The following is a 22,961-nucleotide window of genomic DNA, read 5'->3' on the forward strand; positions in this document are numbered from 1 at the left end:
GTCAGTCGTCGTCCTCGTCGCCGCCACCACCCTTGCCCGACTTGTCCTCGCCGCCGCCCTTGCCCTTTCCGGAGCTGTCCTTGGCGGGGGCCTTGTCATCGGTCGGCTTGGGAGGCTTGGCGGGCTTGGCCGCGGTCCGTGGCGAGGTGACCGGCTGCGACGCGCCCGAGACCAGCGCCTCGCACTCGGTGCCGTCCACGGCAAACGTGGTCGGTAGCGGGTTGCCCTTCTCGTACCGGCCGGTCACGCCCACCGCGACCGAGTCGCCGGCCGCGATCGGCTGCTCGCGCGGCGGCTGGATCACCACGTTGCGCCCGCTCTGCGCAAACTTCGCCGCCCGCGCGCCGACGAGCCGCTGGTCACCGGGGAACGCGAAGGTGAGCCGCCACCCCTCGACCGGATGACCACCGGCGTTGGTGACGGTCAGGTCCGCGTGAAACTCGCGGCCCGAGTCGCGCTTCAGCGCGTAAGTGACCGAGCAGGCCGTGGAGGTCTGCGCCGTGGTCGCGGGCAGCGCCGCCGCGGCGGCCGCGCCCGTGCCCGCCGTGCCGGCCGGGTTGCGGTTGCCGGTGACCCAGAGTCCTCCGGTGACGGCGAGCAGCGCGGACGCCGCCAGCACCGCGGCGGCCAGCTGGCGGCCCCGCGACTGGACGGCCGGCGCGGCGACCGGCAGCCACGACGGTGACGAGAAGGCCGCCAGCACGCTCGCCGCCTCCGCGGCGCTCGGGCGCATCCTCGGCTGCTTGGACAGGCAGCGCCGGCACAGCAGCGCAACCGCCTCGGGCAGGCCGTCGACGGGCGGCAGCGGGCCGGGATCCTTGTACCGGTGGGCACGCAGCATCTGCGTGGTGGTCGCGACCTCCCACGGCAGGTGCCCGGTCAGCGCGCGGTACAGCAGCAGGCCCAGCGCGTACACGTCGGTGGCCGGCGAGACCTGGCCGCCCTCCATCCGCTCCGGGGCCAGGTATGCCGGGGTGCCCAGCAGGCTGCCTTCCGGCGTCACGTCGTTCGCGCCGATGAGCGCGGAGATGCCGAAGTCGACGACCTTGGCGCCGCTCGGCGTGAGCATGACGTTGGAGGGCTTCACGTCGCGGTGCACGACGCCGTGCGCGTGGGCCACGGCCAGCGCGGAGGCCACATCGGAGCATGCCTTGACCGCCTCCGGCCATGGCATCGGCCCGTCGTGGTCGAGCGCCGCCGCCATCGGCTGCCCGTCGATGAGCTCCATGACGATGTACGGCGCGCCGTCCTGCTCGCCGTAGTCGTAGACGTTCGTGATGTGCGGGTGGCACAGCTTGCCGGCCGCCTGCGCCTCCGCGCGAAGTTGCCAGCGGAAGCTGGGATCGGTGGCGTGCCGCGGCGCGAGCACCTTGACGGCGACCGGCCGGTCGAGCACCTCGTCGTACGCCCGCCAGACCACCGCCATCCCGCCTGCGCCGAGTCGTTCGTCGAGGCGGTACCGCCCACCCAGCACCGTCATGCCTGGTCAATTGCCCAGGCAGCCAGCGACGAAACCGCAAGGGCCCTACGGCCCGGCGAGGAGTTGGTCGACGGGCGCGAAGTCGTCGGTCAGCACCCGGGCATCCCGCACGAATGCGTCCAGATCGGCGCCGGCGAGCAGCGTGACCGGCTCCTGCGCGGTGCTGGTCAGGTGGGCGCGGATGGCGTCCAGCGGCAGCGGGGCGGCGGAGGCGACGATCACGAAGTTGGCGCCCTGGTCGCCGGCCAGCGCCTCGGGCGGCCCGATGAGCGCGACGTGGGGAAACACGTCGGCGACGGTCGCCACCTCGGCCCGGATGAAGCGCAGCGGCGGGTAGTCGATGACGTTCTGCGCGTACACGCCGGCGGGCCGCAGTGTGCGCCGGATCTGCTCGGCCATCTCGCGGGTGGCCAGGTGCCAGGGCACCACGAGGTGGCCGAACGCGTCGCCCACCACGAAGTCGACGCTCGCCGCCGGGCGCGCGGTGACCAGCACGCGGGCGTCGCCGACCACGGGCGTCAGGTCGGGGCCGGTGCGCAGCTCCAGCTGGTCACGGGCCAGGTCGACGAGGCCGCCGTCGATCTCGTACACCTCGTTGGTGCCGCCGGGCCGGGTGGCGTTGAGGTAGCGCGGCATGGTGAACCCGCCGCCGCCCAGGTGCAGCGCGTCGAGGCTCAGCCCGTCCGGGGCGATGGCGTCGGCGACCGCGCCGAGCCACTGGGTGTACGCGAACTCGAGGTGCTCAGGGTTGCCGAGGTCGACGTAGGAGTGGCGGGCCGAGTTGAGCATGAGCACGCGGCCGAACGGGTTGGCCGGGTCGTCGACGACGGTGGCGCAGTGGTACGCCGTCTCGATGTCGCACGGGTTGGGCGCCACAGTGGACAGTCCGGCGCCGGCCAGCCCGACGGCGGCCAGCAGCGCGCGGGCGCGTGGTGGGGCGGGCACCGGGTCGCGGCGGTGCAGGTACACGCCCAAGCCGATGCCGACCGCGGCGAGCAGCCCGGCCACACCGAGGATGATCACGGTGGTGGGCAGCGCGGCGACCAGCACGAAGCCGGTCACCAGCGTGGCGGTGATGCCGCCCAGCGTGCCGATGCTGGACAGCTTGCCGACCACCTGGCCGGTGCGTTTGAGGTCGCCGAGCTGGAGCTTGACCACCAGCGGCGAGACGCCGGACAGCAGCGCGGCGGGCAGGAAGATCGCCAAGGCGGTGAGCAGGATGATGCCGGTGTCGGCGTTGCCGCGCAGCCCTTCGCCGGCCCACCGCACGACCGGCAGCGTCACGGCGGTGGCGATGGCGGCGAGCACCAGCGCCGGGGCGAGCAGGCGGCGCGGGTCCTGCCGGTCGGCGAGAAAGCCGCCCAGCCAGGCTCCGTACGCGATCGCGCCCAGCGCCACGCCGATCACCGCGCTGGTCACCTGTAGGGTCACGCCGACATAGGGCCCCACGAGGCGCAGCGCGACCGTCTCCAGCACGAGGACAGCGCCGCTGGCCAGGAAGACGAGGGCGGCCGCGAGCTTGGGGGGCAGCGGGGCGGCCTGCGGGTTGGGCTCCATCAAGGAGAAGGGTAGTCAGATCATCGAGAGGTGAACGTGGTTGGTGTGGCGGGCCGCCGCGCTGCCGCTGCCGCTGTACGCCCGCCAACCCGAGCTCGGTGACCAGATCTGCCTGTACCAGATCACGTAGAGCACGCCCAGCCGGTCGGCGTTTTTGACGAAGAACGACGCGAGCCGGTCACCGTACGCCTTTTCGGCACCCGTCGCGTCGCTGTTTCTGAACGTCGACTTCGCGGACGAGAAGTCGCACGCGCGGCCCAGCGGGTGCTCGCCGCCGCCGCCGGTGCGCTTGCACGAGGTGTGGTACGTGAAGCCGGCCGCCCTCGCCTGGTTGTACGCGTGCAGCGTGCGGGCGGTGATGCAGCCGCTGGTGGTGGGGTCGTCGACGATGCACCGCTCGCTCGGCCAGGAGCCGTCGGAGTTGCGCGGCGCGGGCTTTGCCAGCGGCGAGTTGGCGTCGACGAAGCCGCCGGCCGTGCCGATGCCGAGCGCCTTCTCCAGGTCCTTCTTCTTGGCCGCCATGATGGCGACCTGCTTGGTCTGCTCACGGATCTCGTTGTCGATAGCGGCCTTGGTGCGCGCGACCTCCTCGCGCGCCTCCTCGAGCCGGCGCATCGCGGTGCCGTCGCGCTGGGCGAGCAACTCCAGGCCGGCCGCCCGTTGCAGGAACTCGTTGGGCGAGGCGCTGTTGAGCATCAGGTTGATCGGCGTCAGGCGGCCCACCCGGTAGGACTCCGCGGCGAGCACGGCCACCTCGTTGGTGATCAGCGCCAGGTCGTCTTCGACCTTTTTGAGCTGGACCTTGAGCTCGAGCTGGCGCTTTTTGGAATTGGCGAGCTTGGCCTTGGCCTCGATGTGGCCCTTGTTGGCCGCCGAGAGCTGAGCACGCAGTGTCTTGGAGGCGCCCTCGTCGTCGGTATTCGGCGCGGCGAGAGCTGGCCCCGCCGCGACACACGCCAGGACGAGACCGAGCAGCACCGCTACGGGACGACGAAGCACGGTGCGACAGCCTACCGGACTCACCAGCCCCTTAAGTCACAAGAGCCTCAGAATTAAGCCCCACCTGTGGTATAAGCCCACTTGATCAAGCGACCGAGAAGCCGCCGTCTACGAAGAGCGTCTGTCCGGTCACGTACATGCTCGATTCGCTCGCCAGAAACACCGCCGCGCCCGCGAAGTCGTCCAGCTCGCCGTTTCGCCCCACCATCGTGCGGGCGGCCGCCGTCGCCACCCGGGCCGGGTCGGCGAACAGCTCGGCGGTCAGCGGCGTGCGCACGATGCCCGGCGCGATCGCGTTCGAGGTGACGCCGTGCCGCGACCACGCCTCGGCCTGCGAGCGGGTCAGCCCGGTCAGGCCGGCCTTCGCGGCACCGTACGCGCCGCTGTTCCCGTACGCCCGCACCGCCTGCTGCGAGGCGATGTTGATGATCCGGCCCCAGCCGCGCGCGGCCATGGGCGGGCCGAAGCGCTGGCCGAGCAGGAAGGGCGCGTCGAGGTTCGCGGAGATCGTCGCGTCCCAGTCGTCCTCGGTCAGCTCGGAAAGGTGGGGGCGGCGGTTGATCGCGGCCGAGTTGACCAGGATGTCCGGCTCGCCGTACACCGTGGCAGCCGCCTCGGCCGCCTCCCGCAGCGCGCCGCGGTCGCTGAGGTCCGCGGGCACGGCCGCCGCCTGCACTCCCAGGTCGGTGAGCTCGGAGACGGCCGCGGCCAGCGGCGCCTCGCGCCGCGCGACCACCACCACCTTGGCGCCCGCGCGGCCGAGGGCCTCCGCGATGGCACGGCCGATCCCCGAGCTGCCACCGGTCACGAGCGCCACGCGCCCGGCAAGCGAGAAGAGACTCTCCAGGTACGTGGACACGCGTGGATCTTAGATCGCGCGCCTCACCACGGCACCGTGCCGGCGTCGTCGAAGAAGGCCGCGGTCGGGCCGTCCGCGGGGAGTGTGGCGAGGCGCACAGCCGCGATGGCGCCCTGCGCCGGCGTACGGGGTCCCGCGTGCCCGTTCAGGTCGGTGGCGCAGTAGCCCGGGTCGGCCGCGTTCACCTTGATCGGCGTGTCCCGCAGCTCGTTCGCGTACGTGACCGTGATCGAGTTCAGCGCACTCTTCGACGAGTTGTACGCCAGCAGCAGCGCCCCCGGGTACGGCCCGCCCGGGTCGGCGGTCAGCGTCATCGAGCCCAGGCCGCTGGAGAGGTTGACGATGCGGGCGGCCGGCGCCGCGCGCAGCAGGGGAAGCAGGGCATTGGTGACCGCGACGACGCCGTACACGTTCGTGGCGTAGGTGCGCTCCAGCAGCTCCACCGGCGTCCGGCTCGGCGGCTGCCCCCGCTCGGCGAGGATGGCGGCGTTGTTGACCAGGATGTCCAGCCGCCCGTACTCCCGCTCGATCCGCGCCGCCGCCGCCGTGATCGACAGCGGGTCGGTGACGTCGAGCTCGAGGGCAACCGCGTCCACCCCGTCGGCGGACAGCTTCTCCACGGCGACCGCTCCCCGCTCCGCGTCCCGCGCGCCCACCAGCACGGTGGCTCCCGTCTCGCCGAGGCCGCGCGCGATCTCGTACCCGATCCCCTTGTTGGCCCCCGTCACGAGGGCGACCAGTGTTTCGCTCATGCCTCGACCCTGCGGCGCGGGCGCGGCGGTGAGGAGAGCACGCTTCAACCACGGACTGCCGGTCCCTGGATACGACTCCTGGCCAGCGGAGATGATGGGCGCATGGACCGCCGCCAGCTCGCCGACTTCCTGCGCAGCCGCCGCGCGAGCGTGCGCCCCGCGGATGTCGGCCTGCCCGCCGGCCCGCGCCGCCGCACGCCTGGGCTGCGCCGCGAGGAGGTGGCGCGGCTGACCGGCATCTCGGTCGACTACTACGCCCGGCTGGAGCAGGCTCGCGGCCCGCGCCCGTCCCGGCAGGTGCTCTCCGCGCTGGCCCGCGCCCTGCGGCTGTACGACGCCGAGCGCGCCCACCTCTTCCACCTGGTCGGCGAGGTCCCGTCGCCACCGTCGGGCCCGAGTGCCGACGTGCCTGCCGGCGTGGTTCACCTGCTCAACCGGCTGGACGACACGCCGGCGTACGTGATCGACATCAAGTACGAGATCCTCGCCTGGAACGCGATGGCCGCCGCCCTGCTCGGCGACCCCGACACCTGGCCGCCGGGGCGGCGCAACATGATCTGGAACCTGTTCGGCGGCGAGGTCTCGGAGGTCGCGCTGGCCGACCCGGACACGTCCGCCTTCGCCGACGAGTGCGTGGCCGAGCTGCGCGCCGCGGCCGCACAGTTTCCGGACGACGCCGGCATCCACGGCCTGATCGCCCGGCTGCGCGCCGCGAGCCCCGAGTTCGTGCGCCGCTGGGAGCAGCTGCGGGTGTGCGTGCGCCGCGGCACCACCGTCAAGCGCGTGCGCCATCCGGTGGTGGGCGAGCTGGAGCTGGAGTGCGAGACGCTCGACATCGCCGGACACGGCCAGCGCCTCATCCTCTACAGCGCCGCGCCCGGCAGCCCCACGGCCGAGGCGCTGAAGCTGCTCTCGGTCGTCGGCACGCAGTGGCCCGCCGACTCGGTCAGCTGAGCAGCGTGGCGTGCACCCGGCGCCAGGTGGCGTCGTTGGCGGCCGCCAGCAGGCCGTAGCCGTCCCCGGTCAGGTCGTACGGCGTGCCGTCCAGGCGGCGGACCACGCCACCGGCCTCCTGGACCAGCAGGGCGCCCGGCACGTGGTCCCACGGCAGCGTGCGCCAGAAGAGCACGAAGTCCTGGGCGCCGCTGACGATGTCCACGTACTCGCGGCCCGCGCAGTGCAGCCCGGGCAGCACCTCGTCGATGGCCGACAGGCCGCGCTGGACGCGGGCCCGCAGGTCGGCGGGGAGGAAGCGGTTCATGGCGGCGCCGCGCAGCGGGCGGGAGCCGTCGTCGGGCAGGGTGGCGCGCACGCCGTCGACGTAGGTGCCCGAGCCGGACTCGGCCACGGCCAGCGTGCCGGCCAGCGGGTCGAGGATCCAGGACGCGACCGGCGCACCGCCGCGGACCAGGGCGGTCATGATGGCGAACGGGCCGTGCCCGGCCGCGAAGTTTCCGGTGCCGTCGATCGGGTCGACGATCCACACCGGGCCGGACTCGCGCAGCAGGTCCAGCACCGACGGGTCGGCCGCCACGCCTTCCTCGCCGACCACCACCGAGTCGGGCAGCAGCGAGCGCAGGCCGTCGGCGATCCTCACCTCGGCCCGCCGGTCGGCGACCGTGACCAGCTCTCCGGGTGCCTTCTCCTCCACGTCGCCCTCGGCCAGGTGCTGAAACGACGGCAGCACCACCGTGGCCGCCACGTCGCGCAGCAGCTGTCCGACCGAGTCGACCAGGTCAGCCACGAGGCGGCAGCTTCACCACGCTGACGAAGAACTCGTCGATCTGGCGGACGACGGCGATGAACCGGTCGAAGTCGACCGGCTTCGTCACGTACGCGTTCGCGTGCAGCTCGTAGCTACGCAGGATGTCTTCGTCGGCCTGCGAGGTAGTGAGCACGACCACCGGGATGCGGCCGAGCTTTTCGTCCCTCTTGATCTCGGCGAGCACCTCGCGGCCGTCGCGGCGGGGCAGGTTGAGGTCGAGGAGGATGAGGTCCGGCGGGACGGCGTCCGCGTACTGACCTTCGCGGCGCAGGTAAGCGAGAGCGGCGTCACCGTCGGTGACCACGGTGAGCTTGTTGCGAAGCTTGTGCTCCTCGAACGCCTCCTGCGTCATCAGGACGTCGCCCGGGTCGTCTTCGACAAGCAGGACCTCGATCGGGCTCCTCCCGTCCGCAGGCACCGTCACGCGTTCACCTCGCTGTCTCGCACCGGCTCATTGTCGCCCTCCGGCTCCTCCTCGCTCCCGGCAAGCACCGGCAGCGTGAATCTGATCACCGTACCCTCGTCGACACCGGGCGCGACCCAGATCCGGCCGCCATGGTATTCGACGATCTTCTTTGCGATGGCCAGCCCGATGCCGGTCCCCGGATACGAATCCTTGGCGTGCAGCCGCTGGAAAATAACGAAAATCTTGTCGGCGAACTCCTCTTCGACACCGATTCCGTTGTCGCGGCAGCTGATCTCCCACTCCTCGCCGACCCGCTCCGCGGAGATGTGCACCCGCGGCGGGCGGTCGGGGTGGCGAAACTTGATCGAGTTGCTCACCAGGTTGGCCAGCAGGGTGGTCAGCAGCGCCTGCTCGCCGAGCACGGTCGGCAGCTCGCCCCAGGTCAGCTCACCCTTGGCGTAGGTGCGGGCGGACTCGGTCACGCCGGCCACCTCGGTCATCAGCGCGTTGAGGTCGACCTCGGTGAAGCCCGAGGTCATCCGCCCGATCCGGGAGAACGCGAGCAGGTCGTTGATCAGTCGCTGCATGCGCTGCGCGCCGTCGACCGCGAAGGCGATGTACTGGTCGGCGCGTTCGTCCAGCTGCCCCGCGTACCGCCGCTGGAGCAGCTGGCAGAAGCTGGCCACCTTGCGCAGCGGCTCCTGGAGGTCGTGCGAGGCCACGTACGCGAACTGCTCCAGATCGCGGTTGGAGCGCATCAGCTCCTCGGCCTGGGTCTGCAGCTGCCCGTTGACCCACTCGATGCGCTCGCGCGCCTCGCGCACCTCGGCGAGATCGGAAGCGATCTTGCGGCGCATGCCGTCGACGTCGGCGGCGAGCGTGGCCAGCTCGGGCGGCCCGGCCACCTCGATCGGCCGGTCGTACTGCCCACCGGCCACCGAACGGACCTGCTCCGCGAGCCCGGTCAACGGCTCGATCACCAGCCGGCGCAGCGAGATCAGCAGCGCGATGCCGGCGAGCAGCACGATGACCGTGGCCGTGATCAGCAGGATCACCAGGACGTTGCTGCTCGACTTGGCCTTGTCGGCCGTCGCGTTGCGGAACGTCCGGATTTCGTTTTGCAGGTCCTCGACCGACGCCCGCACCCGGTCGAAGCGCTGGCGGGACGCGTCGGTGACGAGCTCCTGGCCGGCCGCCGCGCCCTGGGTCCGCACCGCGGCGACGACCGGCTCGGCGACCTCGCGGCGCCAGCCCTCCGCCTCGACGGTGACCCGGTCCAGCCGCTCGCGGATGCCCTGCTCGTCTTCGATCAGCGCGGTCATCGAGTCGGTCAGCCGGCGCTGCTCGGCGATGCCCTCCGTGTACGGCTCCAGGTCGACCTCGTTGCCGTTGAGCGCGAAGCCGCGCACCGCGGTCTCCTGGTCGACCAGCGCGGTGAGCAACGCCTCCGAGCCGGTGCGCAGCGGCGTGGCTCGGTTGGCCAGCGTGTCGACCTGCGAGCGGGCGGCGGCAGCGGTGCCGGAGGCGATGAGGGCCACCAGCGCGAGCAGCCCGCCGACCACGGCACACAGCGCGGTCACCCGCTGCCGCAGGGTCCAGGATCGCTTCACCGGCCGGCACCCCTTGAGATCAGCAGCATGGCCACATCGTCGGCGAGTGGACCATCGTTGGCATCCTCCGCCCGGCCGATCAGCCACTGCGGCAGCGCGGGCAGCTCGACGTCGCGGGCCGCCGGCTCGCCGAGCAGCGCGCACAGGCCGCTCACGTCGAGCCGCTCGTTGCCTCGGCCGACCCGCCCTTCGATGAGGCCGTCCGTGTACATCAACAACGACCAGTCCTCACCGTCGAACTCGAGCTCGTATGGGCGCGGCGGTCGTGGCTGCACGCCGAGCAGCAGACCGTGTGGCGCGGGCACGGGCCGCACCTCTCCGCCGGACAGCAGCAGCGGTGGCGGGTGCCCGGCCAGCCGGAAGGTGGCCCGGTTTGCCGACAGGTCGAGGGTCACGGCCGCGACCGTGGCGAAGATCTCGCGCGCCTTGCGCTCGCTCATCAGCACCTGCTCCAGCGCGGGCAGCACCGCGTCTTCCGGCACGCCGGCGAGGATCAGCGCCCGCCACGCCACCCGGAGCTCGACACCGAGGGCCGCCTCGTCGGCACCGTGGCCGCAGACGTCGCCCACCATCAGGTGCAGGCGGTCGCCGGCCTGCACCACGTCGTAGAAGTCGCCACCGATAACGGCGGCGTGCCGGCCCGGCTGGTAGAAGGGGTGCGTCTGGACAAGCTCGGTGGTCATGAGCGGCTGCGGCAGCAGGCCGCGCTCCAGTCGGGCCGACTCCTCCGCGCGCAGCTCCACCTCGCGCAGCCGGCGGGCGTTGTCGTCGGCCCGCTTGCGCTCCACCGCGTACCGCAGGGCGCGGGTCAGCAGCACCCCGTCGACCTGACCCTTGAGCAGATAGTCCTGCGCGCCCTCGGCGACCGCGCCGACGCCCAGATGCTCGTCCTGGCGGCCGGTCAGCACCACGACCGCGGCCTGCTCGGTCATCGCGAGCACCTGGCGGAGCCCGTCGAGCCCTTGCGCGTCAGGCAGCCCGAGGTCGAGCAGGACGCAGTCGACGCTGCCGAACCTGTCGCGCGCCTCGGTGAGGCTGGTGGACACGGCGAGATCGACTTTGGCGTCGGCCTCGGCGAGCAACTCGCCGACAAGAAACGCGTCGGCTTCGTCATCTTCGACGAGGAGGACGCGCAAACGCTCGCCAATGGGCACGCCCGCGCCCGGATTGGCCCCTCCGTACGGATATGCCCGCGGAGGCACGACCGTCATCGCCGCACCCCGTGGGAGCGCGATCTGTGCACGCGGGCGAGAGCCATGCCAACACGCTAGGCCACGGGTGGCGGTACCGGCGACCCGCCGTCCCCGGAGGGTGCCGCAGTGGCGTCAGCAACGGATGATGTCTGCCATGGTCGTGGATCTCGAGCCCCCGCGGACCGTGCTCTCACCCGTCCCCGCCGCCGCGGGCTGGCCGCGCTCGCGGCCGTTGCCGCGCTGGTCGCGGTGGGTGCGATCACCCTGCTTGACATCCGGCCGCCGGCACCGCGCGGCACCGACGCGCCCGCCGCGGACTTCAGCGCCGGCCGCGCCTACACGCACGTCGAGGCGCTCGGCGCGCGCACGCACGTCACTGGCAGCCCCGCGAACGACGCCAATCGTGAGCGGATCGTGACCACTCTCCGCGACCTCGGGCTGTCACCGACCGTGCAGGACACGGTGGGCACCGAGGCGGGGCAACTGTCCGGCGGCGCGGGCGGCGAGACGTTCGCCCACGTGCGCAACGTGGTGGCCACCCTGCCCGGCACCGCATCGACCGGCCGCGTGTTCCTGGTCGCCCACTACGACTCGGTACAGACAGGGCCCGGCGGCAACGACGACGGCGCGGGCGTGGCCACGATCCTGGAGGTGGCGCGGGCGCTGAGCAACGGCCCCCGGCCGCGCAACGACGTGGTGTTCGTGCTGACCGACGCCGAGGAGGCGTGCCTGTGCGGCGCCTCCGCGTTCGTCTCCTCACACCCGCTCGCCGCAAACGGTGGCGTGGTGCTCAACCTCGAGGCTCGCGGCAGCGGCGGCCCGGTCATCACGTTCGAGACTTCGCGCCGCAACGCCGCGCTCGTGGGCGTCTTCGGGCAGGACGCGCCGCACCCGGTGGGCACCTCGTTCGCGGTCGAGGTGTACCGGCTGCTGCCCAACGACACCGACTTCACCCCGTTCCTCGACAAGGGTTTCGCCGGCCTCAACTCCGCGTACATCGACGGCGCCGCCGTCTACCACACGCCGCTGGACACGCCGGCCTCGATGAACCGGGCGAGCCTGCAGCAACACGGCGAGAACGCGCTCGCGCTGGCCCGCGCTTTCGGCCGCGTCGACCTGTCCACTATGGAGGCGGGTGGCGACGCCACGTACTTCCCCGTCCCCGGCGGCCTCGTCCGCTACCCCGGCTGGCTGACCTGGCCGCTCGCGCTCGCCGCACTGGTCGCCACGGCCGCGCTGGCCTGGCTCGCCCGCCGCCGCGGCCGCACGACCTGGCCGCGGGTGGCCGGCGGCTTCGGGCTGGGCCTCATCCCGGTGCTGCTCGCACCGGTGCTGGCCCAGGTGCTGTGGGCCTTCCTCGCCGCGGTGCGCCCCGGCTACACCGAAATGGTCGACCCATACCGCCCGCTGTGGTTCCGGCTCGCGGTGATCGCACTCTCCGCGGCGGTCCTTTTCACTTGGTACGCGTTACTGCGTCGCCGCCTCGGTCCAGCCGCTCTGGCGATCGGCGGCCTCGGCTGGCTGGTGGTGTTCGGCATCGTGCTGGCGTTCGTGGCGCCCGGCGGCTCGTACCTGGCCGCGCTGCCCGCCCTCGCCACCGCGGTGGGCGGCCTGCTCGCGCTCGCCGCGCCGCGCGTCGCCGTCGTGGCGGTCACCGCCGCCGCGGCCGTGGCCACCGTGATCCTGGTACCCACCATCACGCTGCTCTTCCCCGCGCTGGGCCTGGCGATGGGCGCGGTGGGCGCGCTCTTCGCGGTGCTGCTGGGCCTCGCCGCGCTGCCAGTGGTCGACCTGCTCTTCGCGGAGGCGGGCGGGCAGCGGGCGATGGTGGCGATGCTGGCCCGCCGGCACGCCATCTACCCAGGCCTGGCCGCCGCCCTGGCCGCGGTGGTCTTCACGGTCGTGGGCCTCACGGTGGACGGCTTCGACGCGCGGCACCCGTCGCCGACCCACCTCATGTACGCGCTGGACACCACCACGGGCAAGGCGGTGTGGCTCAGCGAGGAGAGCACCGAGCAGGAGTGGACCTCACAGTACGTCTCCGGCGAGCCCGCGCCCCTGCCCGACTTTCCCGGCCTGGGCGACGACGACTTCCGCACCGGCCCGGCCGAGGTGGCGGCGCTACCACCGCCCACAGTGGACTCCCAGCTGCTGCCCGGCCCGGGCGGCGACCGCACCGTCCACCTGCGCGTACGACCACAGCGCCCCGTGCGCCTGCTGTCCCTACACGTCGACGCCGCCACCGCCACCGTCGTCTCGGCCCGCGTCGCCGGCCAGCCCGCGCCGGTCGGCCGCGAGGGCGAACGCTGGTCGTTCGGCATGGTCTTCCACGCCCCACCACCCGAGGGCGTCGAGGTGGAGCTGGTGTTGCGCCCAACCGCCGGCTGGACAGGAAAGGTCGGTCTACGCGTGATGGACGGCAGCGACGGCCTGAACGGTTTGCCCGGCTTCCACCCCCGCCCACCCGACGTCGGCATAGCCGGCACCCACACCAGCGACCTGGTAGCGGTAGCCACAACCACCCAAATCTGACCCTCGGACTGTTGCGCAGAGTTGGAGCGTGACCAGCGGCGGACCGGTAGGGCCGCCAAAACGGGCGCTCCGGATACTGCCCAAGCCACGATGCTTAAGCTCTGCACCGACGCCCGACACGCAGTGGCGCGATCGCCCGGCTCAAGCGACCGCAGCTCCTTGATCGGCGCCGAGAGTGAGCTGCACCGGACAGATCGTGGACGTTCGCTGCCCCCACAGGGGCAGTTGGAGACCACGATCTCGACCCCGGACGACCTCGATCAAGGAGATCGGCACACACGTCAACGGTGACCGCGAGAAGCGTAACCAGACGCAGACGGTGAGACCGGGAGTTCAAGGGCCCAGACCACCGCGCCGACCGCGACGCCCGAGTCCAGCCGCGGACCGCTACGTCGGCCGGCACGATTCCCGCCCAATCAGCCCGACCGGAGTGACCACCGCTCCTTGATCAGCGCCGAGGCTGGCGGATCCGAGCAGATCGTGGACGTTTGTTGCACCTGCAGGGGCAGCTGGATACCACGATCTCGTTACGGACGGCCTCGATCAAGGAGAGCGGCACCCGCACGCGTCAACGGTGACCGTCGGAAGCGTGACCAGACGCGGAAGGTGAGACCGGGAGAGCAACGGCCCGGATCACCGCGCCGGCCGCGACGCCTGGGTTCTGCGCGGGCGGCTACGTCAGCCCGGCACGATTCACGCCAAAATCGGCCCGGCCACCACGACCGCAACTCCTTGATCGGCGCCGAGGGTGGGCGGATCCGGGCACAGCGCCCCCACAGGGACAGGCGCGGACCGCGAGCTCGATACGGACGGGCTCGATCAAGGAGAGCGGTGCGCGCACGCGTCAACAGTGACCGCGGGAGCGTGACCAGGCGCGGAGGAGGCCGCGGGAACGCACCCCAAGAAAACGCTCCGCTGCGCTCCACGTTTCCCCGGGGCCCCGCGCAACGGTCCGGACCACGACGGACAGTCGCGGCAGCTCCATTTTGGATGGTCGTCCCCCACCCCGGCCGGACGACCGAGGTGGGGGAAGCGACCGGCTAGCCGCGGTCCTGGTCCGCGATGAAGGCGGAGATCCAGGAGAGCGGCGCGTTCCAGTTGATGGTCAGCTCGTTCGTCGACCACGACTCGATGTCGTCGAGGTAGCAGAACTGCGGTTCACACCCCTGCAGCTTCTGCTGGGCGACCGGGTCCTGGATGGAGGAGTTCGGGCCGCCGGAGAGGGTGCCGACCGGCGGGTTGGGCAGGTCGGGGTTGAGCTGCCTCGCGTACCAGCGGCTGTGCTGGTTCTTTGAGGCCACCTCGCCGTAACCGGTCACGTAGGACTGGTTGAGCGCGTTGCGGCCGAAGATGTAGTCCATCCCCTGCAGCACGCCGTCGAGGTAGCGCTCCTTGCCCGTCAGGTCGTACGCGGTCGCGATGACCGCCAGGTTGTTGATGATGAGGTTGTTGGAGCCCCAGTCGTACACGTTGTCGCTCGGCGCGTACGGGATGCCGTACGGGTGCGCCTTCTGCGTCGCCAGGTACTTTTCGGCGCCCTGCACCACCGACGCGCGCACGCGGTGCCGGTCGGGCAGGTGGTTGGGGCGGGTGGCGAGTTCGAGGCGGCCGAGCTGGGCGGTGTTGCCCCAGTCGAAGCCGCGCTCGCGCCAGATGTCGGCCGTGTGGTGCGGCGAGGCGAGGATGAAGTCCTTGAACTCGCGGGCGCCGGTGGTGATGTACAGCTCGGCGGCCGCCCAGTAGAACTCGTCGCTCACGTCCGGGTCGCTGTACGTGCCGCCGCCGTTGCCGTCGGCCGGGTCGGCGATGCGGTCCGGGTTCGCCTTGGCCGCCGCCCACGCGGTCTTCGCGGCCGCGAGGTTGCGGAGGGCGAAGGCGCGGTCGTACGGCCAGAAGACGCGTGCCGACTGCGCCGCGGTGGCCGCCAGGTTGAGCGTCGCCGCGGTCGACGGGGCGTGCAGCTCGCGCAGCCGGTCGTCGAGGTGCGGCATCAGCGGCAGGCCGGTCCACGTGGCGTCGTGAATCTTGTGGTGGGCCATGCCGGCGAGCGGCTTGCCGGCCGGCACCTGCATGCTCAGCAGGAACTCCTGCTCCCACCGCGCCTCGTCGAGGATGTCCGGCACGCGGTTGCGGCTCTCCGGGATGTTGAGCGTGCCGTCGCGCAGGGTCCACGGCTCGCGGGAGCGCTCGTACTCGCTCATCAGCTGGTGCACCGAGATGCCGCCATTGACGACGTACTTGCCGTGGTCGCCGGCGTCGTACCAGCCGCCGGAGACGTCGAGCGTGTAGTCGCACACGCCGGGCTGGCAGGGCACGTTGGTGTCACCCTGGTTGGGCGCGACGCCGACGTGACCGGCGGGGCGGCCGTAGCCGGGGCGGAGGCTGTCGAGGATCTCGATGCCGCTGCGCTGCGTGTAGTAGAACTTGAGCGCGTCGGTGCGCAGCTTCTCCCAGAAGCCCTCACCGATGTCGAACGGGTGGCTGGTCTCCCCGTCCGCCGTGATCGTGTAGCCGGTGCCCGACCGCGTGTAGCGGCTGAAGTCGAGGCTGTGCACGTTTTGCCCCGACGAGGCGTCCACGCCGCGCGGGCGGTGCGCCCGGATGCGACGACCTTGCCTGCCGAGTTCTTCAGCTGCCACGGCAGGGCCGCGGTCGCCTCGGTGACGACGGTGGCGTTCTTGGGGCCCTTGGGCAGGTAGCCGACCTGGTTGACGCGGACGCGCGGGCCGGTGTCCGGCTCGTACGGCTCCTGCACCGCGCCCCCGGTCAGCGACACGTTGTCGAGGCAGAGGCGCCACGGGTCGGTGCTGCCACCGATCTGGAACGCAACCTGCGCGTTGGGCAGATCCACCGGGGAGGTGAACGTGTACGTGTACTGGTTGCCGGAGACGCTCAGCTCCGGGTTGGCGCTCAGGTACTGCGTCCACGGGTCGACCGGCAGCTGGATGAGCGCCTTGGCCACCTTGGCGGGGGTGGCGGTGGCGAAGAAGGTGTACGCGTAGGTCTCGCCGGCGACCAGGGGCACGTTGTCCTGCCCGATGATCACGTCCCACGGGTTGACGGTGCCGCCCGGCACGTTGGCGCAGAGCTGGCCGCTGCTGGAGTCGAGGGTGATGTTCGCGGTGCCCCACCAGGGGGCGTGGCCGCTGTCGAAGGTGCCGTTGACGATCTGCTCGGGCCCTTCCGCGGCTGCGGAGGAGGCCGTGAGGCCGGTGGCGAGCATGGTGCTCGCAACCACTATGGCGAGCCGTCCAATAGGTCTGGTCACGTTGTTCCTTCCCGATGGGTGGGGCATCGGCAGGTGGGAGCGCTCCCAATCATCGCCCCATGTTGTCAACGTGTTTCAGACGTGTCAATGGACCGATTTCCCGAACCGCCGCCGGAGGAGGGCCCAGAGTCGTTCCACTCTGCTACATATGCCCCGGATGCTAGGGTCGGCTAGAGAGATCGACTTGGTAACCCCAGGTCGGGAGGCTGGCATGACGAGTCCGGTTGCGCCATGGCATCCAGATCCAAGGACGCTTGACGAGGTCGTCACCATCTTCGTCGCTCAGGGGTGGCGGGTCGAAACACTGACGCCCACCTCGGTGGTCCTGGCAACCGGCCGCGGCGGGCCGGCCGTTTCCAGGGACTTCCACCTGGTGAACGCAATCATTTCCGTCGTGACCTGCGGAGCATGGCTGCCCGGGTGGCTGATTCTGTGGGCCGTCCTGACGCTGGTCAACCGCCCCAACCTGCAACGCAAGATGATCACAGTCAACGAATCGGGCCAGTTCTCCACGTTTGACATTGCCGCCAACACCTAGGTGGTCTATTCCAAGGGGTGGTTAACGCGAGGAGGTGTTGCCGGACGCGTTCGGCTACGCCTTGTTTCAGCCGGGTTCGCCCTTTGAAGGTGTCGTTTGACTGGCTGATGGCCTGACGCACGCCTGCGTGGCAGTGTTCGGCGGCGCGGGTTTCTCGCCCCTGGTCGGCCGGGCGACCATGGTGAGGCCGCGTTCGGCAAGCCATCGTTCGGTGGTGAAGCCCTTGTCCAGGACCAGGACCAGCCCGTCGGGGTGGGACAGCAGGCCCGGTTCGAGTTCGAACAGGTCGACCAGCACCTCGCGCTGGTCGGGGTGAACGCGAGTGTCAGGTGGCGATCAAGTGCAGGCGAGGGCCCCAGAACCGCGCGGACGTGAGGGGGCGGTAGCCGTACCGGCCCACCCCGGCCAGCCGCAGGTGCTCACGCCACAGGTCGGTGTCCAGGCTCCGGACCAACTGCTTGAGTTGCGGAGCCAGGGCGCGTAGCCGCTTGTTGTAGCCAGGCTGGCGACGGGCAGATGCGACCAAAACGGGCAACCCGCCCCCGCTGACCTGCGCAAACGGCAGCGCGTCTGCAGGCCTGGCGCGGTAGCTGGCAGATATTCGACACCGGAGCCTCGGGGCGGCCGGGCATGATCGGGAGCGACTCACCCGGGATCGTTGCGGACCAGGATCCTGTGAGAGCCTGTCCCGATGTCGCGCTCTCGCCTGGCGCTGAACGCCGTGGCGATCCTGTTTGTCGCCTCCTGCGCGCTGTCGTCCCTGGCGTTCCTGGATCTGGCTCAGACCTCGATGCCCTACCAAGACCCGACCCCAGAGATGTTGGAAAAGCAAGCCGCCGACATCGCCGCAGCCGAGCGCCTATTCACAGTGTCTACGGCCATTGCCGGCGCATTGGCTCTCATCGGCCTGGCCGCCTTCTTCCACTTCCGGAAGCACCGTCAGACCCGTACGACCGACCACGGACAGTGCGGTGACCACTAACGTTTCCGGGTCTGCCCGCTGCGCGGGCGGACCCGGAAACCCTGCGCCTGGCAGGGCCAGGTAGTCACCGCACTAGCGAGGGCCGGCCAACGGGTGGCACGCTCGCCGCCAACGCGGTTGGCACACATTCGGCACAGCGACTGGAAGCCTGCCATCCGCGCGGCCGGCATCGAAGACAACCGTCGCAACGGCGTCTACACCCACCCACTGCCGTCCAATGAGGACCGCACTCGACGCGCCGTCGATCGAGCACATGACCACACATCCACCGTCAGCGACGGCCCAGAACCGGCCTGGTCACAAACAGAAGCTGTCCAGCCACCGATGGGTTACTTCCAGCGAAAATGGACGAAAAGGCGACCGAAGTTCTTGGAGTCCTTTTCGACCCGGTGGTACAGCTCCTTGATCTCCTTCTGATCCAGGAACCGTAGGACGCGCTTCTTCAGCTGGCCCGAGCCCTTCCCCGGGATGATCTCCACCATGGCGGCCTTCTTCGCCACGGCCTCATCGATGATGCCGCGCAGCGCGCGGTCGATGTCCTGGCCACGGTTGAAGATGTCGTGCAGGTCCAGCTTCAGCTTCATCGCGACCGATAGTAAAGCCTTGGGTGGGAGTCCACGATGGCGACGCCGGCACCGCTGGCCGCGGCCGCCGCCGAGGGCGCCCGCGAGGCCGGTCCGCCGAAGCTCCACTGCCGCGGAGGCGCCGATACCCAGCCCACGTACGCCTACGCCAGGTCAGCCGGCGTCAGACCGAGCAGCTCGCGCAGGCCGGCCTCACCCGCAGGCGTGACGCGGACCGCGCGTTGGGAACCGATCCGCACCACCCACCCGCGCTCGTGCAGGCGCTGGCACAGCGCGGCACCCGCGGCGCCCGCCAGATGAGGGCGGCGTTCGGTCCAGTCGAGGCAGGCGCGCACCAGTGGACGGCGTCCGCCGCTGCCCAGCGTGGCGCCCACCTCAGACTCCAGCCACACGCGGCCGCGCTCGGTGACGGCGAAACCGGACTCCGTGCCCAGCAGGCCGCGTGCGGCCATCGCGTCCGTCACGCGCACGCCGAGCCGCCCGGCCAGGTGGTCGTAGCAGGTGCGGGCCCTCGCCATCGCCTCGCTCGCGACGGCGCCGCGCAGGGACTTCGGGGGTGCGGGCGAGCCGGCGTCCGCGTACACGGACATCTCCTCGATCAGCTCAGCCACCCTGGGCGTGGCCAATCGGACGTAGCGGTGGCGGCCCTGGTGTTCCTCGGCCAGGAGGCCGCCGGCGACGAGGAGGGTGAGGTGCTCGCTGGCGGTGGATGCGGCGACGCCCGCATGGCGGGCGAGCTCGCCCGCGGTCCAGGCCCGGCCGTCGAGCAGCGCCATGCAGAACGTGGCCCGCGTGCCATCCGCGAGCAGCGCCGCGAGGCGGGCGAGAGGTGGCGTCATGCCAGCCATCATGCGCGCAGCACACTTCGGCGGCCGCCGAAAGAAGGCTAAACCATGCATAAACGGCCACCGCGCGGTTACTAATAACCGACGATGATCGAGCAGAACGAGCCCGGCGGCGTCGCCGGCTTTGCCACCGGACTGATGGAGACCCTCGGCGCGCCTGGCGCGGGTCTCGCCGTCGCGCTGGAAAACCTCTTCCCGCCGCTGCCCAGCGAGCTGATCCTGCCGCTGGCCGGCTTCACCGCGAGCCAGGGCGAGATCAGCCTTTGGGCCGCGATCGTGTGGACCACTGCAGGCTCGCTCGCCGGCGCGCTCGTGCTCTACGCACTCGGCGCGCTGCTCGGCCGTGACCGCATGCGTGCGATGGCGGCCCGCGTCCCGTTGGTAGAGGTTGCGGACGTCGATCGCAGCGAGGAGTGGTTTGGGCGGCACGGCTACAAGGCGGTGTTTTTCGGGCGGATGGTGCCGGTGGTCCGAAGCTTCGTCTCCATCCCGGCGGGGGTGGAGCGGATGCCGCTTGCCGCGTTCGCGCTGTTCACCACGCTGGGCAGCGCCGTCTGGAACACCGTCTTCATCCTCGCCGGCTACCTGCTCGGCGAAAACTGGCACACGGTCGAGACGTACGCCGGCTGGCTGCAGTGGGTGGTACTCGCCGCCGTCGTGGTCGCGGTGGGATGGTTCGTCACCGGCCGCCTTCGCAAGATCAGGAGCCGAGATACCTGAGTACCGCCAGCACCCGCCGGCTGTACCCGGTGACGTGCGACAGGTCCAGCTTGTCGAAGATCGCGTTCACGTGCTTCTCGACCGCGCTCTGCGAGATGTGCAGCTGGCCGGCGATCGTGGCGTTGGTGTGGCCCTGTGCCATGTGGTCGAGCACGGTGCGTTCCCGCTCGGTGAGGCGGCTGATCGGGTCGGCGTGCGTCGTGCGGGCCAGCAGCTGCCGCACCACCTCCGGGTCGAACGCGGCGCCGCCGCCACCCACCCGCACCAGCGCGTCCAGAAACTCGCCCACCTGGGCCACGCGGTCCTTGAGCAGGTAGCCGACTCCCTCGGGGTGGCCGGTGAGCAGGTCGACGGCGTAGCGCTTCTCCACGTACTGCGACAGCACCAGCACCCCCACCCCCGGCCACCGCTCGCGGATCCGCAGTGCGGCGCGCAGGCCCTCGTCGGTGTGGGTGGGCGGCATGCGCACGTCGACCACCACCACATCAGGCTGCTCAGCGGCCACCGCCGCGAGGAGCGCGTCACCGTCGCCCACCGCGGCCACCACCTCGTGCCCCTCCTCGGCGAGCAGGCGCACGAGGCCCTCACGCAGCAGCGTGGAATCCTCAGCCAGCGTCACACGCACGGCAACTCCGCCACGATCACGGTCGGCCCGCCCACCGGACTGTCCACTGTAAACTCCCCATCCACCGCCGCCACCCGCCGCGCGAGGCCGGACAGCCCACTCCCGCCAGGATCGGCGCCGCCCACGCCATCGTCACGCACCCGCACGACGAGCCGGTCGGCTTGCGTGACATCCACCGTGACCTCCTGCGCGTAGGCGTGCTTGGCCGCGTTGGTGACCGCCTCGGAGACCACGAAGTACGCGGCGGTTTCGACCGCGCTAGGCGGCCGCTCAGCCAGCTCATAGCGGAGCCGCACCCGGATGCCGGCCCGCTCGGCGACGCGCAGCAGCGCCTCGTGGAGGCCGAGGTTGTCCAGCGCCGCCGGGTACGCCCGCCACGCCACATCCCGCAGTTCGTCCAGGATGTGCTGCGTCTCCTCGTGCGCCTGGGCGATCAGCTCGCTGTTGTCCGGCGCGCGGCGGGCGCGCCCCAGCAACATGCCGAGCGCGACAAGCCGCTGCTGCACCCCGTCGTGGATGTCCCGCTCGATACGGCGGCGTTCGGCATCGACGGCCGCGACCACCCCCGCGCGGCTTGTGGAAAGCTCGGTGATCCGCCGCTCCAGCACCTCACGCGTGCTCGGACCGAGGAAGTGCCGCGCCAGGCGCCGCTCAACCGCCGCGATCCCGATGAAACCCTGGACGATCAGGAACAGCAGCACCGCGCTGAGCAGCACCTGGGACACGATAAGCAGCAGCGTGCTCTGCCCGGTGAACGCTTCGAACGTCCAGATCACGCCCACCGCCGCGCCGTAGAGGAACAGCAGCAGCACAAGCCCACCCAGCAGGCCGACCGCCCACCGCAGCAGCAGGTACTCGACCGCGCGGGCGCCGGTGTAGTCGCTGGCGTTCTCCGCACGCAGGAACGCGGCCAGCCGCCACCGCTCCACCTCCGCGAGGTTGCGGGCGCCGGCCTGGATCCGCTGCACGGCCGCCCGGCGCGTGCGCGGCTGCGGCCACGCGGGGATGAGGATGATGCCGGCCCAGATCAGGTAGACGAGCTCGACGAGCCCGGTGACGGCGCCGAGCAGCACGCCGACGCCCACCCGCACCCACGTCCCGACCACGCCCACATCGCGAGGCTAGCGGTGCGGCTTTCCACAGGGTGCGGCCTGGGGGTTTGCCCACGCGATCTCGCAAAGACCCAGACCCAGACATCGAGCTACCGCGACGTCCGTCGTGGTCCGGACCGTTGCTCCCGCGGCCTCACCCTCCGCGGCTGGTCACGCTCGTACATACCGACCAAGCGAATGGTGCCGTAGCGGCTGGCCACGGATCGGCGTTGTTCGAGCCGGTTGAAGCAACGTTCGACGCCGTTACGGTGCCGGTAGCTGTCGGGATCGAAAGGCTGGTGGCCCTCCGCAGCAGCGCCGGCCGTCCTGCGGTTCGACACATTCGGGCGACGACACGCTCAGGCCAGGTGCGGGCGCGGCCAGGTCCGCCCCGGGCCACCCAGATCGTAGTCAGCACTCGCGTGAACCGGGTGCAGTCATTGACGTTGCCGCCGGTCCGCACGAGCCCCAAGGTCCGTCCGGCGCCGTCGCAGACCAGGTGGATCTTCGCAATCAGTCCACCCTGAAATCGTCCGACGGCATGAGCCAGTTCCGGCCCAGTGTTCGGTTCGCCGGGTTCTCGCCGCCCCCTTCACCGCCACCGGCGGCGTGCTGATGCGCCCCCACGATCGTCGAGTCCAGCGACATCGGACGCTGGACGTCCCCCACCGCGTCCGCGCCGGCGTGCGCTCCGGCCAGCAACCGCGCGAACGCCCCATCCAACACCCACCGCCGAAACCGCGCGGGAACGCACCTCTCCACACGATGCCGTTTAGCCCGCCGATCATCGCTTCGCGGCCGGCCGCCCATCACCGCCGACGGCAGGCACCGCGACAACAGTTCCCACTCAACATCCGTGAGCTCATACGGCGGATCCCGGGTCGGCTCCTTTGCGGCACAGACTGTTTCGGTATTTGTCGTGCCGTCACCGCGGCCGCCGCACAGCTACTCGGAGCCCCGGCCGGCGGACAGCCGGGTCACTTCGACAAACGGCTCAAGCTGGGTGACGTCGTCGCGGTTGCCGCAGCGCAAGCAGGCAGACAAAGGGATGCCCACGCGATCGGTCAGCACGTTGTGCTTGGCACCCGGTCTGGCACGGTCGGACCGGGCTCGGTCCCCTTTGGGCCACGACGAGCCGCGCATAGGTGGGAGGAG

The 22,961-nt window shown here is 71.1% G+C and carries 22 protein-coding genes and 1 pseudogene; 5 read left to right on the forward strand and 18 right to left on the reverse strand.

The genetic code is table 11. From position 1 onward, the window contains the following. Position 1 precedes the first annotated feature (1 nt). The 5 genes from Phou_RS15690 to Phou_RS15710 all read right to left on the reverse strand — a co-directional run bounded on the left by Phou_RS15690 (position 2) and on the right by Phou_RS15710 (position 5,647). Positions 2–1,480: a serine/threonine-protein kinase gene (locus Phou_RS15690; RefSeq protein ID WP_173056713.1), complete on the reverse strand. Its 1,479-nt coding sequence runs from the start codon at positions 1,478–1,480 to the stop codon at positions 2–4. A 45-nt stretch (positions 1,481–1,525) separates the two neighbouring features. After that, positions 1,526–3,037, reverse strand: a complete 1,512-nt coding sequence (locus Phou_RS15695; protein WP_173056714.1) for a fused MFS/spermidine synthase — start codon at positions 3,035–3,037, stop codon at positions 1,526–1,528. Positions 3,038–3,052: 15 nt separating this feature from the next. Continuing rightward, positions 3,053–4,036, reverse strand: a complete 984-nt coding sequence (locus Phou_RS15700; RefSeq protein ID WP_173056715.1) for a coiled-coil domain-containing protein — start codon at positions 4,034–4,036, stop codon at positions 3,053–3,055. Positions 4,037–4,121: 85 nt separating this feature from the next. After that, complete coding sequence (locus tag Phou_RS15705) at positions 4,122–4,895, reverse strand: SDR family NAD(P)-dependent oxidoreductase (RefSeq protein WP_173056716.1); 774 nt, start codon at positions 4,893–4,895, stop codon at positions 4,122–4,124. Positions 4,896–4,918: 23 nt separating this feature from the next. Beyond that, positions 4,919–5,647: an SDR family oxidoreductase gene (locus Phou_RS15710; protein WP_173056717.1), complete on the reverse strand. Its 729-nt coding sequence runs from the start codon at positions 5,645–5,647 to the stop codon at positions 4,919–4,921. 102 nt (positions 5,648–5,749) lie between these two features. Here Phou_RS15710 and Phou_RS15715 point away from each other — a divergent pair, with 102 nt between their 5' ends. Beyond that, positions 5,750–6,601, forward strand: a complete 852-nt coding sequence (locus tag Phou_RS15715) for a helix-turn-helix transcriptional regulator (RefSeq protein WP_173056718.1) — start codon at positions 5,750–5,752, stop codon at positions 6,599–6,601. On the opposite strand, the gene Phou_RS15720 is transcribed toward Phou_RS15715, so the two are convergent. Genes Phou_RS15720 through Phou_RS15735 form a run of 4 tightly spaced genes read right to left on the reverse strand, consistent with a single transcriptional unit; the run spans position 6,594 to position 10,639 of the window. Next, positions 6,594–7,391 (reverse strand): inositol monophosphatase family protein, encoded by a 798-nt coding sequence (locus Phou_RS15720; protein WP_173056719.1) that lies wholly within the window; start codon positions 7,389–7,391, stop codon positions 6,594–6,596. The genes Phou_RS15715 and Phou_RS15720 overlap by 8 nt on opposite strands. Further along, on the reverse strand, positions 7,384–7,836 hold the full coding sequence (locus Phou_RS15725; protein WP_173056720.1) for a response regulator: 453 nt from the start codon (positions 7,834–7,836) through the stop codon (positions 7,384–7,386). Before Phou_RS15725 ends, Phou_RS15720 begins: the two co-directional genes overlap by 8 nt. After that, complete coding sequence (locus Phou_RS15730; RefSeq protein WP_173056721.1) at positions 7,833–9,428, reverse strand: sensor histidine kinase; 1,596 nt, start codon at positions 9,426–9,428, stop codon at positions 7,833–7,835. Before Phou_RS15730 ends, Phou_RS15725 begins: the two co-directional genes overlap by 4 nt. After that, the gene (locus Phou_RS15735; protein WP_173056722.1) at positions 9,425–10,639 is read right to left on the reverse strand and encodes a PP2C family protein-serine/threonine phosphatase; all 1,215 of its coding nucleotides are present in this window, start codon (positions 10,637–10,639) and stop codon (positions 9,425–9,427) included. The genes Phou_RS15730 and Phou_RS15735 overlap by 4 nt, the downstream gene beginning before the upstream one ends. 108 nt (positions 10,640–10,747) lie before the next feature. On the opposite strand from Phou_RS15735, the gene Phou_RS15740 reads away from it, so the two are divergent. Continuing rightward, positions 10,748–13,153: a M20/M25/M40 family metallo-hydrolase gene (locus Phou_RS15740; RefSeq protein ID WP_173056723.1), complete on the forward strand. Its 2,406-nt coding sequence runs from the start codon at positions 10,748–10,750 to the stop codon at positions 13,151–13,153. Between the two features lie 1,040 nt (positions 13,154–14,193). Here Phou_RS15740 and Phou_RS15745 read toward each other — a convergent pair. Together Phou_RS15745 and Phou_RS56175 are read right to left on the reverse strand one after the other, a co-directional pair. Continuing rightward, the gene (locus Phou_RS15745; protein WP_503827007.1) at positions 14,194–15,708 is read right to left on the reverse strand and encodes a glycoside hydrolase family 9 protein; all 1,515 of its coding nucleotides are present in this window, start codon (positions 15,706–15,708) and stop codon (positions 14,194–14,196) included. Further along, positions 15,694–16,448, reverse strand: a pseudogene (locus Phou_RS56175) (cellulase N-terminal Ig-like domain-containing protein); the annotation flags it as partial. The pseudogene Phou_RS56175 and the gene Phou_RS15745, both read right to left, overlap by 15 nt. Positions 16,449–16,632: 184 nt before the next feature. Between Phou_RS56175 and Phou_RS15750 the strand changes: the two are divergent. After that, positions 16,633–16,959, forward strand: coding sequence for a hypothetical protein (locus tag Phou_RS15750; RefSeq protein WP_173056724.1), 327 nt, complete (start codon positions 16,633–16,635; stop codon positions 16,957–16,959). Between the two features lie 66 nt (positions 16,960–17,025). On the opposite strand, the gene Phou_RS15755 is transcribed toward Phou_RS15750, so the two are convergent. Continuing rightward, the gene (locus Phou_RS15755) at positions 17,026–17,256 is read right to left on the reverse strand and encodes a hypothetical protein (protein WP_173056725.1); all 231 of its coding nucleotides are present in this window, start codon (positions 17,254–17,256) and stop codon (positions 17,026–17,028) included. 28 nt (positions 17,257–17,284) lie between these two features. Continuing rightward, complete coding sequence (locus Phou_RS54440) at positions 17,285–17,413, reverse strand: hypothetical protein (RefSeq protein ID WP_281365032.1); 129 nt, start codon at positions 17,411–17,413, stop codon at positions 17,285–17,287. A gap of 237 nt (positions 17,414–17,650) precedes the next feature. Between Phou_RS54440 and Phou_RS15760 the strand changes: the two genes are divergently transcribed. After that, positions 17,651–17,941 carry a hypothetical protein gene (locus Phou_RS15760; protein WP_173056726.1) on the forward strand — a complete coding sequence of 97 codons (291 nt, stop codon included), beginning with the start codon at positions 17,651–17,653 and terminating at the stop codon, positions 17,939–17,941. A gap of 329 nt (positions 17,942–18,270) precedes the next feature. Here the strand turns inward: Phou_RS15760 and Phou_RS15765 are convergent, their stop codons facing one another. Beyond that, entirely contained in the window at positions 18,271–18,525 is a 255-nt protein-coding gene (locus tag Phou_RS15765) for a Smr/MutS family protein (protein WP_173056727.1), read from the reverse strand. Between the two features lie 143 nt (positions 18,526–18,668). Beyond that, a complete protein-coding gene (locus Phou_RS15770; RefSeq protein WP_218579030.1) occupies positions 18,669–19,364 on the reverse strand; it encodes an ArsR/SmtB family transcription factor in 696 nt (231 codons plus the stop codon). A gap of 93 nt (positions 19,365–19,457) precedes the next feature. On the opposite strand from Phou_RS15770, the gene Phou_RS15775 reads away from it, so the two are divergent. Continuing rightward, complete coding sequence (locus tag Phou_RS15775) at positions 19,458–20,090, forward strand: DedA family protein (protein WP_173056728.1); 633 nt, start codon at positions 19,458–19,460, stop codon at positions 20,088–20,090. Here the strand turns inward: Phou_RS15775 and Phou_RS15780 are convergent. The 3 genes from Phou_RS15780 to Phou_RS15790 form a co-directional block, all read right to left on the reverse strand. Further along, positions 20,071–20,715, reverse strand: a complete 645-nt coding sequence (locus Phou_RS15780) for a response regulator transcription factor (protein ID WP_173056729.1) — start codon at positions 20,713–20,715, stop codon at positions 20,071–20,073. The two genes, Phou_RS15775 and Phou_RS15780, sit on opposite strands and share 20 nt — an antisense overlap. Then, positions 20,706–21,827: a sensor histidine kinase gene (locus Phou_RS15785; protein ID WP_246273574.1), complete on the reverse strand. Its 1,122-nt coding sequence runs from the start codon at positions 21,825–21,827 to the stop codon at positions 20,706–20,708. The genes Phou_RS15780 and Phou_RS15785 overlap by 10 nt, the downstream gene beginning before the upstream one ends. Positions 21,828–22,319: 492 nt before the next feature. Then, positions 22,320–22,529 carry a hypothetical protein gene (locus tag Phou_RS15790; protein ID WP_173056730.1) on the reverse strand — a complete coding sequence of 70 codons (210 nt, stop codon included), beginning with the start codon at positions 22,527–22,529 and terminating at the stop codon, positions 22,320–22,322. Positions 22,530–22,961: the final 432 nt, after the last annotated feature.

This window comes from Phytohabitans houttuyneae, assembly GCF_011764425.1.
Taxonomy (GTDB): Bacteria; Actinomycetota; Actinomycetes; order Mycobacteriales; family Micromonosporaceae; genus Phytohabitans; species Phytohabitans houttuyneae.

Bases quoted from the DNA above. Each gene is read 5' to 3' on its own strand.
- Phou_RS15765 (WP_173056727.1), bottom strand. From the start codon at position 18,525: ATGAAGCTGAAGCTGGACCTGCACGACATCTTCAACCGTGGCCAGGAC.
- Phou_RS15695 (WP_173056714.1), bottom strand. From the start codon at position 3,037: ATGGAGCCCAACCCGCAGGCCGCCCCGCTGCCCCCCAAGCTCGCGGCC.
- Phou_RS15760 (WP_173056726.1), top strand. From the start codon at position 17,651: ATGTCGCGCTCTCGCCTGGCGCTGAACGCCGTGGCGATCCTGTTTGTC.
- Phou_RS15775 (WP_173056728.1), top strand. From the start codon at position 19,458: ATGATCGAGCAGAACGAGCCCGGCGGCGTCGCCGGCTTTGCCACCGGA.
- Phou_RS15715 (WP_173056718.1), top strand. From the start codon at position 5,750: ATGGACCGCCGCCAGCTCGCCGACTTCCTGCGCAGCCGCCGCGCGAGC.
- Phou_RS15710 (WP_173056717.1), bottom strand. From the start codon at position 5,647: ATGAGCGAAACACTGGTCGCCCTCGTGACGGGGGCCAACAAGGGGATC.
- Phou_RS15750 (WP_173056724.1), top strand. From the start codon at position 16,633: ATGACGAGTCCGGTTGCGCCATGGCATCCAGATCCAAGGACGCTTGAC.
- Phou_RS15770 (WP_218579030.1), bottom strand. From the start codon at position 19,364: ATGACGCCACCTCTCGCCCGCCTCGCGGCGCTGCTCGCGGATGGCACG.
- Phou_RS15735 (WP_173056722.1), bottom strand. From the start codon at position 10,639: ATGACGGTCGTGCCTCCGCGGGCATATCCGTACGGAGGGGCCAATCCG.
- Phou_RS15690 (WP_173056713.1), bottom strand. From the start codon at position 1,480: ATGACGGTGCTGGGTGGGCGGTACCGCCTCGACGAACGACTCGGCGCA.